Genomic DNA, 13,612 nt, shown 5'->3' on the forward strand with positions numbered 1-13,612 from the left:
CCGTCCTATGGTTTTTAATCCAACAGATATAGGAAGCAAAACGAGAGGCCTAAAAAACAGACGATCTTTGTATCGTCTGTTTTTATGACCGTATTTACTAAAGCTGAAAGTTAAACAAAGCGTTTTTATTTTCATGAAGCAGTTATCTTTATAAAATTAGAATTCGCCTATACATTTTCATCAGCCACCATAAAGCGCTTTTGTCCTAATATGTTATCGCCTCTTCAAATACACTGCTATCAAATGTATCAAAGGTTTCATAGGAAGCGGTATACTTTACTTCTTTTTTCACATCATTGATCTGCCATGTCGTTGAAGCTTCAACCAAGCTCAGATAACCGTCTGTATTTACATGATATACGAGCTTCTGATCAATGATTTCATTTGTATCCAGTGTACAATTATCAATACGCATTGCATCCTCTCCCCGCTCCTGCGCATCCTGTTTATACCGCTGATTTGTCTGATCCTTATCCGACATTGTCAGCGTATAGACAATTTCCTTATCGTTTTCTTCCTTTTCGATATGAAAATAGTCCTTATCAACATCCCGGACAATCATGGCAAAATCATTTTCCGTATATGGAAATGCTTCCTTACGTTTATTTCTACGGTTTTCTGCCTTTTGAAAGGTTCGTTTTCCCTGTACTTCCGCAAAGCTCAGTTCTACATAATAGCCGTTGATGTAGCTGCAGGCCATACCGATTTTATCTTCCACCTGCGGGTCGGCATCTTCAAGCGCATAGAAATAGGATATGCTTCGCTGGTGCTTAAAATCATATAATGTTATGTTTCTTGACGGCCCCACATTGATTTCCTCCAGCTCTTTGCCATCGCATTTCAAATCCTGTTGTCCTGCATACTGCCAGTCGATCTGCAGATTACCGCGTTCAACGCACTTTTCCGCCGCACGGTTCAGTTCATTAAACAGGGTTTCCTGTTGTTCCTTTGCCGCTGTGCTGTTACCTGAATTGTTGCAGCCGCTCACCAGCAGACACAGCATACCTGTCATAAATACCCTCGTAATTTTCTCCATTGCTTCCCTTTCCTTTCTCTTCCTATAGTATACCATTGTCAGCTTCAATATTTAAGAAGTCTATTTCATAAAGAGGAGATTACAGAATAGTTTTTTGCATCTCATTATATGGGAATCATGAATTACGAAATACGTGATGCTCATCAAGGTATGTGCATCCCTTTTTTTCCTGGGAAGCATGCGGAAGGTGGGCAGAACGTGAAAGTTATTGATTTCCATGCAGCTTCTGTGAAATCACTTTGAGATGATTTGCACCATTTCCCGTTTCCCGTCCTTCATCATTTGCGATACTGTCGGAAAGCTTTAGTGACAGCTTAGCGCATGCGGGACCGATCATCTCATACAGGACTGCACTCGATAGAATAATGAGCGAAAGCATTGTTCCTTCCGCAGATGGAAGAAGTCTTTGTCCGAGAATAGCCAAGCCGATGGAAACGCCTGCCTGCGGTATCAACGCAAGACCCAGATATTGCCGTACTGATGTGCTGGCATGTGACAGACTTGCCCCTGTCCATGCACCGACTGCCTTTCCAAGAATACGTGCAAAGAAATAAACGATGCCAATCAGACCACAGGATACAAGAGCGCGTAAATCCAGACGCATACCGGATAACACAAAGAACAGCAGGGTGATGGGCGGAGTAAAGCCGTTTACCTGACGAAACAGGTCTTTGTTTCCGGATAAATTGATATAAACAGCACCCAGCACCATGCAGGATAACAGTGGTGATATAGCAAAGCAGCTACAGATTCCTGTCAGAGAAAGAATGATAGCAATTACCAAAACAAGACGATGATCACTGGAGCGCTTTTCACTGATGATATGGTTCAGCACCCATGCCAGTAAAACAGCAAGTCCCACAGCAAGAACATTCCACAAAATCGGAAGCAGGATCAGCGACCATTCCAGCACCTGATCCGAATGCATGAATTCCACAAGTGCTGTGCAGACACTGAACGCAATCAGAGCAACCGCATCATCCAGCGCAGTGACCTGCAGAATAGTATCCACAAAGTTGCCTTTTGCATGATACTGGCGTATCGTCATTATGGTTGATGCAGGTGCTGTCGCACACCCGATGGCACCGAGCAGAAGCGAAAAGGACCAGGGCAGATGAAAGAACGTCACCATGGCAATGGTGATACAGGCACCGGCAGTCAGTGCTTCAAATATCGTTATCGTTAGAATCTTTCCTCCCTGCTTCAGCAGAGCATCCTTTCTGAAATACTTACCTACGCCAAAGGCGATAAAGGCCAGAGCGATATCCGTCATGAAATCCATCCCCTGAACAATCTCAAAGGGTATCAGATGCAATACACAGGGACCGATCAGTATCCCCGAAATTATATAACCGCTCACATTGGGGAAGTGCAGCTTTCTTGTAACCCTGGAACAAAGAAAGCCAGCGAGCAGAATAATGGCTATAGAGAGAATGATTCCTGCATTCCCTTGTTTCTGTAAAACCTCAGCTATCATCATAACCGCCTCCTCACACCATTGATTATATGAGAAAACAATGATAAAATCTAATTATAATAATTTAGCTTATTATCAATATAATTTATTATAAGGAGGATATCCTATGCTTGATACAAAAATTGTGTCGCTACTGACGCTGATCACCTGCAAGAGCTATACAAAAGCAGCAAAGCAATTACATCTCACACAGCCTGCCATCAGTCATCAGATTAAACAACTGGAAGAAGAATTCCAAATCAAAATCTTTCACAAGAGCAGAAAACATCTGATTTTGACGCCGGAAGGTGAGATACTGGTGAAATATGCCCACCGCATGATGGCAGTATACAACAATACACACCAGGCATTGGAGGACGCAAAAAACAATCTGCATCGTTTTAATATCGCTACAACACCGACCGCCGGTGAGTATTACATTCCTCAGCTGCTTGCGGCATACTGTCGTGAACACAGCGATGTGCATATAAATTTGATTACAGATTCCATAAATAATATTTATAATAAACTGAAATTATATGAAGCAGATTTTGCGATAATCGACGGACGGCTGACATCAGATAAATATCAATCCATTCTTCTGGATACCGATTACCTCTGTCTGATCATATCACCGCAGCATGCGCTGGCAAATCGCAGTAGTGTGAATATGAATGAGCTGCTTGAAGAAAGCTTTATTCTACGTTCCAAAGAAGCAGGAACCAGAGAGATTTTCGAGAATTATTTGGAATCACAGCGTGACTCAATCCGCAATTATCGGATTCTGATTGAAACAGATTCACTCGCCACCATAAAGGAACTTGTCATGAGCAACATGGGCGTATCCATCATGTCACATAATGCCTGCAAGGAGGATGAACAAAAAGGACGGCTCAAAACCATCCCCATCACCAATTCCACAATGATACGGGAGATCAATCTGGTATATCCGAAGGATTTTCAGCATGTGGATGTGCTGCTTGAGCTGAAAAAGACCTACAGCAAGCTACAGTAAAGCGTTTCTATCCGATTCTGCTTCCGCGTCTTCATATGAAAAAGAGTGGACTTCATATTCGGATGCTACGCAAGAGTATTATAAAAAAATAAAGAAGCTTCCCGTATGCCTGTATACATCAAGCATTTGAGAGGCTTCTTTTCCTCTATATCCTGGCATAAGATGAGAGGCTGGACGGTATTATGTGTAATTACGGTTATGGCTGGGAGTGTATTTAGATCCTCCAGCCTCAAGAGATGTTTGACCTCTTGTCTGATTTTTTGGTGCAGCTGGCAGATTTTTTAGATCCACCAGTTTCAAGAATTCTAAACCACTCCTATAGCATCGTTACAATTATCCTTCATTTGGCAGTGGAAACTGAACAGTAAGTGCACGCACTTCGTTTCGTACTTCGTCACGCACCTTTTCATCCTCTGCATTTTTCAATACACGGCTGATCCATAAAGCAACCTGACGGAATTCATTTTCTTTGAAGCCTCTTGTTGTCATAGCCGCAGTCCCCAGACGGATACCACTCGTTACAAACGGTTTTTCCGTTTCAAATGGGATTGTATTCTTATTGCAGGTGATACCGGCCTCATCCAACAGCTTTTCTGCCAGCTTTCCACTCATATCCAGAGAGGATTTCACATCGACGAGAATCAGGTGATTATCCGTTCCTCCACTCACAATGCGGAAGCCTTCTTCCTTTAGCGTATTGCTCAACACTGCACAATTCGCGATAACCTGTTTCGCATAAGCCTTAAACTCCGGCTGCATCGCTTCCTGCAGACAAACTGCCTTTGCCGCTATGATATGCATCAGCGGTCCGCCCTGCATTCCGGGGAACACCTTTTTATCCAGCAGTGCCGCATGCTCCTTTTTACTGAGAATCAATCCACCGCGGGGTCCGCGCAGTGTTTTGTGTGTCGTCGTTGTCACAAAATCCGCATAAGGTACCGGGCTTGGATGTTCTCCTGCCGCTACAAGTCCTGCGATATGTGCCATATCCACCATGAAATATGCACCGACTTCATCCGCAATCTCACGGAATTTTTCAAAATCAATCACTCTTGGATACGCGCTCGCACCGGCAACAATCAGCTTCGGCTGTTCCTTTAATGCGACTCTGCGCACCTCCTCATAATCGATTGTTTCACTGTCCTTTGTTACACCGTAATCCACAAACCGGTACAACGTTCCGGAAAAGTTTAAAGGATGTCCGTGTGTCAGATGACCTCCTGCTGTCAGATTCATACCCAGTACCGTATCACCCGGCTGAAGAACAGATAAATATACCCCCATGTTTGCCTGAGAACCACTATGCGGCTGCACATTGGCATGCTCAGCGTTAAACAGCTGCTTTGCCCGCTCTCTTGCGATTTCTTCTATCTCATCAACATGTACACAGCCTCCGTAATAACGCTTGCTCGGATAGCCTTCTGCATATTTATTTGTCAGTATGCTTCCGGCAGCCTCCAGTACATCCCTTGATACATAATTTTCTGATGCGATCAATTCGATATTATACAGCTGGCGCTCTGCTTCTCTTTCAATGGCTTCCTGAATTTTCTTATCGTTCATACGCTACCTCCGTTTAATGCCTCTATTTTACCACAGATTTTTATATTGTCATTTCTTTTGTTCTGCGTTCATCAGGAAATATTTCTTTACAACAAAAATCAGTGCCACTGCCAGCACTCCTACCAGATTTTCCATGGCGCTTTCATGCGATATAATGATCTGACGGGCAACCGCATACAGCAGTACCTCGATCACTGATTCCGGTGTATGCAGAATCAGCATCTTTACAAATTCCACCCCGACAACCAGAGTCAGTGCCTTTTCCAGTATGGCATCCAGCTGAAAGCTCTGATTCATAAGAGACTCCGCCCCAAAGCATACCGTTGCCAGCGTTGATATTGCGATGGCGATCATTAACAACACGGCAATCACAAGCTCAACGGCCTTCATCATTTTAACAAGTCTTGTGTTGATTTTGTGCATGTCTTCCTCCTTAGCATTATAAGATAATTTCCGGATTCAGGTTAATATCCGCTTTTTTAGCCTGCAAATGCTGCTGCCTGCGCGGTATGCGGTAATGAATATTGTCCTTCACAAAATTTGCACCGGTCTGCTTAAACCAGAAGGATATGCCCTTTTCCTCACACTGCTTGCGCAAATCGAGAATCCACTCATACCGGCAGACCCTTGCCTGTGGTCCGCTTTCTCCTCCGACGATCAGCTCTTCAATGCTATCATCCAGCCAGGGCCTCAGGTTTAAGGGCTCCAGCAGCGGTTCACATACCACATACTTATGACGCAGAGGTGCTGCCTGATAAATGGGAAGACGATACGCTGCGCGCTCCATCGTTTCCACCGTACAGGCGATTCCCACATGATCCCATCCCGTTCCCCAGTCATACGGAATGCATTTCATCAGCCTGTCGATTCGCTTTGTAATCATAAAGAAAAATAAATCCCTGCGCTGTCGCATGATATTCCATGCTTCATCTCTCCATGCATCTGCTTCCTCTACAAAAAAATCGCTGGTAAAACAGGTATAGACGATTTCATCGGATGCTATCTTGTATTCACCTTTGCGATTTTTGTGCAAAACCTTATCAAAGTCCTTCAGACGGGTAACAACACCGGTTTCTTTGCCATGTCTTTCGTCCATCCGGTATACATAGCAATGCTCACATCCGGCACTGATCTTATGACAGCCATGCCAGGGGTTCCAGTTTGCCATAGACTTCATCCTCACCTGTATGTATGCAGGACACTGCCATCCGCAGAAAGCTGCTGAAGACTCTGCGCTGCATATCGAAAGCAGAGAATACCGCCGTGCCTGCGCAGTCTGACATGAAATTTCCAGATATCCTGTTCCATCTCATCACAGCTGCTGATATAACCGAATACCTTTCTCTGCCCTTTCTGAATAGAAACGACACCGGAAAGACGTATTTGTATGATTTCTTCATCTCCATGCCAAACCTTATAAAAGGGACAGGCAGCCTGACGCTGCTTCAAACGGTATCCGTATACATACAGAACGGCCAAGGACAGCAGCATTTCTGCAGTTTTCCTCATATTATTTTTCCAGAGCCATTACCTTATTAATTCTTCTCTGGTGGCGCTCATCATGGGAAAACTCGGTATTTACCCAAACACGTACAATTTCCTTCATTAGCTCCACACCGATGATTCTTTGTCCCATCGCCAGCACATTGGAGTTATTGTGCTCTCTTGTCAGTTTGGCACTAACCGGATCACTGCAAAGCGCACAACGGATTCCCTTAATCTTGTTGGCGGCAATGCTGACACCGATTCCTGTCCCGCAGATAACGATTCCCTTATCGTTTTTACCATCTGCGACACTCTGTGCAGCCGGTCCTGCGTAGTCCGGATAATCCACAGACTCACATCCATGACATCCGAAGTCTTCGACCTCATGTCCCATTTCCGTTAACATTTCCTTCACGATTTCCTTATACTCAAAAGCACCGTGATCACAAGCTACCGCTATTTTCATATACATTCTACACTCCTTTTCTTTTTAACATCTATATTATAGCAAGAAAACACTCTAAGTCATATGAAAATATTCATATATGAATTCTTTATAAAAAAGCCGTTTTAACTTAACGACTTTTTCTTTATACTCATCATATCTCCAAGTACCCAGAGCATCAAACCAAGGGCGAGTATAATCACACAGACAGAAATGCCCGCAGCAGAATTCAATCTTAATGCCAAATATCCCAGTAAAGGAACCGTAAGTGCAACTTTTCCCTTAATTTGTTTATAGGCTACTGGTTGTATGTCATTGGCATTATTCGCATCACCTTTTGTTATCAGCTCCTCTTTTTGAACATCATTTTTTACTACACGGTGAGTGATTACCAGATTACCTTTTTGAAATGTGACAATATCCTTTTCCTGCAGACTTTCAGGGTTAACGGACTTTACATATACCAGAGAACCTGTAGGACATGCTGGGTCCATACTTCCTGTAAGGATTCCATATATTTCAATTCCAAATATTCTAGGCAGTGTGAAAGGAAAAGCAGCAAGTATTACCAGAACGACACAAATAGTTCCAGCGATACTCATCAGTTTATACTTCTTCATTCTCATTCAATGTTGAATCTATCAGCTTAATCATTTCAAGTGCACTTCGGAAGCATTCTTTTTTATTCGTATCTGTCCAAGTGATGCATCCTTGCCAGGATTGATTTTCTGTACCTTTTATTTCAATGATAAATGTTTGATTCTTCCTTCGTATTTGCTCCATGGCTATGCCTCCGCTTATCTTTGATTTTCGTAAATTTCCCATATACGACTGGCAGTATCCATATTGATCGTACCATCAGCATTTTTTGCATCTAAATACTCCTCATTGTTACTGATCTTGTACTGAATGGATTCCTGTGTAATTGATACATCAAAATCCTCTGTCAGCTGATTTTTATCTTTAATGAAAATCCCATTTATTACACTACTCGTTGTTTCTCCTGGTTCCAGCACCTTATTATAATAATAGTAATCATCACGCTTAATCCATTCGCCGGTATTTACATCCAGTTCCAATGCTCCTTGCTTAAATAGCCTTTCAGGGCTGGCGTTAAGTCGCACTCTTACCATACAACCGGTGTCTCCATTATTTCTGATACTTGGTCTTTTGATAATGTAGGTCGGCTGCAGTTCTGGCTGCGGCTCTTCAATTTCTGTATCTATATTTGCAAAAGTGTATTCTGTTTTTGCTGTATCTCTTGCTGTAAAATATGCATAGGAGGAAGGTACCACAAGCATCGCAAGCAATGCTACAGCAAATACCGCTATCAGTATGCGTACTTTATTCGTTCTATTTTTATTCATTCTGACACCTCCAGTTCTATTTTAAATAATCTTGTGTTACAGTGCTTACTTCTCCATTTTCCACTCGAAATCTGTTGACAACGGTATCACTATCAGACAGATACGTATCGTTTACTCTAACATTAGAGAATGTAATATCCGCTGCAGCCTCTTCTTTATCTGCTACTGCTGCATTCAGATCAACCGTCACGGATTGACCGTCTATTACAGCACAATTTTCTCTGCTTGTAACGCTGACATTACCAAAATCATAGCGGATGCCCATCATTTCGCTTATACGATATGTACCGATGGGAAGATTATGAAAGCTTACACTTTGTGTAGCAGCACTATTCTCATGAAAGCGAACCAATTTGTAATAGGTATCTTTTGTATTTATGTTTTCAGCTTTCAATATAAAGATTGGATCACCCTGTGCAAAATCAACAGCTTCCTTATTGATAGTTTTATTTACTTGTATATTACCAACAGGTTCTTCTGCCTCCTCCAAGGTGATGGTATTGTACCATGCAAATTGATAGCTCATATATGCATTCCCCATATGCGGTCCATCTAAAGCAAATGCTGAATGAAGAACCATTTTTGATCCATCGTCACTTCCAAGTATCTGATCCGCTTTTAAGCTATCATTAGTATTTAAAACAGCATTGTCTCTCATGTATTTATTTACACTATCTCTAATTCCATTTGTATTTGCCATATAATTTCCAATTGCAGTGTTATTACCTGTCCATTTGGGACTTTTTGATAAAAAGTCTTTTACAGTAGATTCACCACCATAAGCAACATGCAACAATTCTCTATAGAAAAATGTATAACCGGTTGCTGAAAGCTGAGGCTCCATTTCTTTTAACTGAACTGATACATTTTTTGATGAAACGTTTTTTACAGCAAGATACTTATCTATGATTTCACCATACTCCGATTCCAATGAATTCAATTCTGTTGTCGTGATCGTAACCCATGTTGAGTTTGCAATTCCATATCCACCTTGAATATCAACAATGGCATCTGTTGGAAGTTCATATAATTCTTTTGCAGCACTTCCATATTTATTATTGTAGAAGTCAAGATAGAAGCGTGATAATGCTTCAGAACCTGTGTATGTTTTTCCATAATATCCATCGGTTTCCAATTTTTTATAAACACCAAGTAGATGTCTTAAACTAAGCTGTGCTGTCCCTGAAACACCATAGAGTTTCACCAATGCATCATTGTATGCTCTGGCAGCAAGAAATTTAATCGGCAGCTCCTGACCGTCGAAGCCAATAACTTGATAGTTTGGATCAGGTTTTACACCATAGCCCTCTGCATTTGGCGTTGTCACAATAAATGAGTTATCTTTATACTTATAAGATTTACCCGAATGATTTTCAATAACAACTGAATAGCTTGCACTGTCCCCAGGTGAATAAATTTCTTTATCGAAAAGTTCAACAGCTTTTGTACCTAAATCAATAATTTGATCGCCAACGGCTCCTTCCTGTATTGTTACATACAAAGTATATACAGTCTTCCCATTTTCAGTTTTCTTACGGATTTCAGAGGATACGGTATCTGACTGATCCTGAAAAACCAGGTTGCCTGAATGACTAGAACTCATAGCAGCACGGAACCTATTTATATTCGCTGCCTTTTCTTCCTGCTTGTCCGCTTTATCCTGCTGCTCACCTGTATTGCCTTCCAATGTGCTTCCTACTGTACTATCCTGCATCTTTTCCGTCAGTGCAGTATCTTTCTCCTCAATGCTGCTCTCTGTTTTTCCTACAGGTTCAAGTGATTCCTGCTTTTCATCCTCTTCTTCTGTAGCTGCAGACGTTGACTGATTTTCTGAAACAGGTGTCTGTTGTTGTTCCTCCGTTGTATCTGAAACAGTCTGTTTTTCCTGCTCACCTGCAGCAGTCTTCTCTTCTGCAGACTGGTCCTGACTGGGTGTGAATACTGTTTCATCATCTTCTGCATGCATTACCCCTGTTGACATCAGGCACAGTACCAATGATAGAATTGCAACGCTGGTAATACCTTTTCTTATATTTTTCCCTTTCATAAGAACCCTCCTCTTACTGATTTTTTTCTATGCACAGGTTCTTACTCCTGTTCATTTAATTTCTTTTTCTTTATAAGCCAGAATGCTGCAAACAGCACTGACAGGATACCGATACCACCTGCCGCATAGGGCAGAACATCCTTTAATTCGGTTGTTCCACCGGCTTTTGGTGTTTCATTATTTTCCACATCCGTTCCATTATCTTTATTATTTTCTTTACCATTTGTTAACGGAGTATCTTGATTATTCTCAGTGGTTGTATTATTTTCATTTGACGTATTATTCTCATTCGATGCATTATTTTGATTTACTTCAGACAATGGATTATTAACAGTTACAGGTGCAGCTTCTGGTTGTGAATTTATCATATCTATAATTGGTGTTTCTGCATTTGTTATTATTTCTTCTGTCCGTGTCGATTCCTCCACCCGTACTACTGCCTCTGTGGTAGATGTATAATGGAATATAATTTCCGTTTTGTCTTTGTCGATTCTCATCGTTTTACTTTCAGCATCTGTCTGATATCCCTCGATTATTTTCGCATAAGCTGTTTCTTCCATTCCTTTTTCCGTAGTTCGAATGATTGGTGCTGTTAAATCATTTTCAGATTCATCAACATAACGAATCAAATATTCCAGACCATTTATAAGCCTACTGTATTTTGCAACAACGACCGTTCTTTCTTCTACCGTCTCAGAAGGTGCACGATAGAAATCAGATTTCAGACGATATCCGCTTTCCACACTGACCTCCGGTGCTTTTGGGAATAATGCTCCTGCGTTTATCAAGCATACAGCTTTTTTACTATTTTCTAATTCGCATCTGCTATCGAGTGAATTTTGATTAAATGTACCATGGAGCGCTGCTTTAAATACCACTTCATACTGTTTTTGTGCTGCATGCAAAGATCCACTCGAAATCACCATTCCGATCATGACAAAGGCTGCTGTTACTGCACGTCTTATCTGTTTATTTTTCATGCTGCTTAACACCCTTTCTTTTTATTATCAATATCCCTGCTGCTCCACTGATAAATACGATTACTGCCAGCAGCCCTACTGCTGTTGTATCTCCTGTACTTATCCTTTCTAAAATTGTTTTATCTTTTTTCTTTTCTGTTGTTTTTTTAACCGGTTTTTCTACATAAATCACATTCTCTTTTTTTATTACTACATCATCCGGTGTAGCAACTTCCCCTTGCTCTACATTAAACTCCAGCCGCAGCTGACCAACTGTATTTTGATAATCGTTATTCATTGACTCTCCGTCGATTCCTATTTTCATTGTTATTCTGCTGCTTTCACCTTTTTTCAGAGATGCAATCAGTTGATTCTGACTGATATTTCCACTATTCAGATCTTTGAGAGTTCCTTCTACCCCGCCAATTATACCACGATAAAATTCTTCTCCATCTCGTAGCAAAGTAATCGTATACACAGCACCACTTGCTGATATATTGTCATTCGTAAGATCCGAAAGCACGGAAGCATTAATATAAAATCTCAATTCCCTATCATCTTGATTAGAAAGAGTAAACTCCTCACTTCTTGTTTCTCCTGGTATCATTCCAGTAAATTTATTAGAAAACTCATTCTTATCTACATTGAAGCTGAAATAATTTTGAGAATCACCGGTGAATACAATTCCCGGATTTTCTTCTTCTACAGCTTTTAAAATAGTGGTACCGCCTATCAGCATAGCAGCCATGATTACTGCGGCCAATTGTCTTCTATGTTTCATACTACTGCCTCCTATTCATTCTCAATGCTCAATATACCATCATCACTGATATTCACATCAAGACCCCATTCAGCCATCATTGCGTTTTTTACATCGATATTCTGTATGGCATCAACGGTACAATCCACATTTAATTTTAAAGTGCGATCCTTAACAGATACGTTCTCTGAGACTGCAACCTGACTAATAAATTCTGAACTCGTTTTATTAGGTTCAATCGGCTTTCTACTATAAAAATATACAACCTCTTTATTATTCGTATCGGTTTCATCATCTATAATCCAATCATCCCCGTTTTTATTGAGTAGTGTAATCAAACTAGAATTACCGTTATAATATTTTTTATTGTCTTCACTCCAGTATTTTTTTACCGTTATTTTTGCATAGAGTGGATAATCACCTGTATTCTTCACTTTCACCGGATAATCAATTCGCTCACCAGGTACCACCTTTGCAGCTTGTTTTTCTGACTCTATCAGTTTTACATTTAGATTACCTGCGCTTACCTTATGCTCTGCATCTGTATTAGCAACCATATAAGAAATTGTTCCACTGACGGCAAATGTGCCCAGTAATAGAATAGCGGAAATCATTAATACCATTTTCTTATTCATATCATTCACTCCTCATCTTAATTCCTATCTTATGTTTACATTATATATATAAGAGGTCTCAATATGGTCACAACTATATAAATCATAGCCACTAATCGAACTAATGGATTGTGTAATCCCTATAAGGGTTTGTTACCAGCGGCGTTATTCACGCTCTGAAGGCCTACCAAATATACTATCTTTAATGGCTGGCTCTAAAGTGCCTTTTACCTGCCTTCTTTTACGACTTTTCCACCCGTAAACGGGTCAACTAATTCTTTCTTACTCATTTGATTTACAAGTTTGTCTACCGCCAATTGTTGTTGTATATATTCTTGTATCATTTTCGTGTTTTCCATACTGTGTCTGCGAAAAATCCTCCTGCCCTAAAATGACCGATATGCATTTTTATTTTAAATTTGCAAATCGGTCATCTATCATAAGATTCCTTTTAGTTCACCCATGAACGCTGATCCGCTATTTTGGTGGTATTTCCACTAGCATATGGATATGAACCGGACATAATTCTGCCTCTATTATCGTTACTCCCTTTCTTTCGCATATCGTTCTTAAAATCTTTCCTATTTCTTTTTATAATTTCCGCATATCATCAATCTTATATATTAGGGTGCAAATACAATGTGATATGTACATCTCCATTTGCTGTATGATGAACTATGTATGTCCGTTTTGGGCCCCCTTATTATTTAAAAATGGTTTGGTAGACCTTCTTCTATTATGATAAGGAGTTTTATTTTTTTAATTACTTTTTAAATCTTAAGTTTTTTGTCCCACCAGTATAACCGATGGTTTACTTTTTCAAAAAAAAATCTGATTCTACAAGGAATCAAATCTTTTCAATCTG

15 protein-coding genes and 1 pseudogene are annotated in these 13,612 nt (G+C 40.6%); 1 reads left to right on the plus strand and 15 read right to left on the minus strand.

Features of this window, described 5'->3' with window-relative positions:
* Nucleotides 1-205: 205 nt before the first annotated feature.
* Together ACESPQ_RS12490 and ACESPQ_RS12495 are read right to left on the minus strand one after the other, a co-directional pair.
* Nucleotides 206-1,036: a hypothetical protein gene (locus tag ACESPQ_RS12490; protein ID WP_233108897.1), complete on the minus strand. Its 831-nt coding sequence runs from the start codon at nucleotides 1,034-1,036 to the stop codon at nucleotides 206-208.
* A 205-nt stretch (nucleotides 1,037-1,241) separates the two neighbouring features.
* The gene (locus ACESPQ_RS12495; protein WP_373144430.1) at nucleotides 1,242-2,516 is read right to left on the minus strand and encodes a cation:proton antiporter; all 1,275 of its coding nucleotides are present in this window, start codon (nucleotides 2,514-2,516) and stop codon (nucleotides 1,242-1,244) included.
* A 103-nt stretch (nucleotides 2,517-2,619) separates the two neighbouring features.
* Here ACESPQ_RS12495 and ACESPQ_RS12500 point away from each other — a divergent pair, with 103 nt between their 5' ends.
* Entirely contained in the window at nucleotides 2,620-3,507 is an 888-nt protein-coding gene (locus ACESPQ_RS12500; protein ID WP_257271024.1) for a LysR family transcriptional regulator, read from the plus strand.
* A 333-nt stretch (nucleotides 3,508-3,840) separates the two neighbouring features.
* Here ACESPQ_RS12500 and glyA read toward each other — a convergent pair whose 3' ends face one another.
* The 13 genes and pseudogenes from glyA to tnpA all read right to left on the minus strand — a co-directional run bounded on the left by glyA (nucleotide 3,841) and on the right by tnpA (nucleotide 13,451).
* Nucleotides 3,841-5,070, minus strand: coding sequence for a serine hydroxymethyltransferase (glyA, locus tag ACESPQ_RS12505; protein ID WP_373144431.1), 1,230 nt, complete (start codon nucleotides 5,068-5,070; stop codon nucleotides 3,841-3,843).
* A gap of 48 nt (nucleotides 5,071-5,118) precedes the next feature.
* Complete coding sequence (locus ACESPQ_RS12510; RefSeq protein WP_002606903.1) at nucleotides 5,119-5,493, minus strand: phosphate-starvation-inducible PsiE family protein; 375 nt, start codon at nucleotides 5,491-5,493, stop codon at nucleotides 5,119-5,121.
* 16 nt (nucleotides 5,494-5,509) lie between these two features.
* Entirely contained in the window at nucleotides 5,510-6,238 is a 729-nt protein-coding gene (locus ACESPQ_RS12515) for a phage Gp37/Gp68 family protein (RefSeq protein WP_257335037.1), read from the minus strand.
* Nucleotides 6,239-6,249: 11 nt separating this feature from the next.
* Entirely contained in the window at nucleotides 6,250-6,579 is a 330-nt protein-coding gene (locus ACESPQ_RS12520) for a hypothetical protein (RefSeq protein WP_233105667.1), read from the minus strand.
* 1 nt (nucleotide 6,580) lies between these two features.
* Complete coding sequence (gene rpiB / locus ACESPQ_RS12525; RefSeq protein ID WP_038274267.1) at nucleotides 6,581-7,021, minus strand: ribose 5-phosphate isomerase B; 441 nt, start codon at nucleotides 7,019-7,021, stop codon at nucleotides 6,581-6,583.
* Nucleotides 7,022-7,125: 104 nt separating this feature from the next.
* Complete coding sequence (locus ACESPQ_RS12530) at nucleotides 7,126-7,602, minus strand: signal peptidase I (RefSeq protein ID WP_002606899.1); 477 nt, start codon at nucleotides 7,600-7,602, stop codon at nucleotides 7,126-7,128.
* A gap of 4 nt (nucleotides 7,603-7,606) precedes the next feature.
* Nucleotides 7,607-7,783, minus strand: coding sequence for a hypothetical protein (locus tag ACESPQ_RS12535; protein WP_002606898.1), 177 nt, complete (start codon nucleotides 7,781-7,783; stop codon nucleotides 7,607-7,609).
* 14 nt (nucleotides 7,784-7,797) lie between these two features.
* On the minus strand, nucleotides 7,798-8,367 hold the full coding sequence (locus ACESPQ_RS12540; protein WP_002606897.1) for a hypothetical protein: 570 nt from the start codon (nucleotides 8,365-8,367) through the stop codon (nucleotides 7,798-7,800).
* 16 nt (nucleotides 8,368-8,383) lie between these two features.
* A complete protein-coding gene (locus ACESPQ_RS12545) occupies nucleotides 8,384-10,414 on the minus strand; it encodes a hypothetical protein (RefSeq protein WP_002606896.1) in 2,031 nt (676 codons plus the stop codon).
* 41 nt (nucleotides 10,415-10,455) lie between these two features.
* Nucleotides 10,456-11,394 (minus strand): hypothetical protein, encoded by a 939-nt coding sequence (locus ACESPQ_RS12550; RefSeq protein ID WP_373144432.1) that lies wholly within the window; start codon nucleotides 11,392-11,394, stop codon nucleotides 10,456-10,458.
* A complete protein-coding gene (locus ACESPQ_RS12555) occupies nucleotides 11,384-12,154 on the minus strand; it encodes a hypothetical protein (RefSeq protein WP_002606894.1) in 771 nt (256 codons plus the stop codon). Before ACESPQ_RS12555 ends, ACESPQ_RS12550 begins: the two co-directional genes overlap by 11 nt.
* Nucleotides 12,155-12,165: 11 nt before the next feature.
* Nucleotides 12,166-12,768, minus strand: a complete 603-nt coding sequence (locus tag ACESPQ_RS12560; RefSeq protein ID WP_373144433.1) for a hypothetical protein — start codon at nucleotides 12,766-12,768, stop codon at nucleotides 12,166-12,168.
* A 206-nt stretch (nucleotides 12,769-12,974) separates the two neighbouring features.
* Nucleotides 12,975-13,451 (minus strand): annotated as a pseudogene (tnpA, locus tag ACESPQ_RS12565) (IS200/IS605 family transposase).
* Nucleotides 13,452-13,612: the final 161 nt, after the last annotated feature.

Source organism: Clostridium sp. HGF2, assembly GCF_964240115.1.
Taxonomy (GTDB): Bacteria; Bacillota_I; Bacilli_A; order Erysipelotrichales; family Erysipelotrichaceae; genus Clostridium_AQ; species Clostridium_AQ innocuum.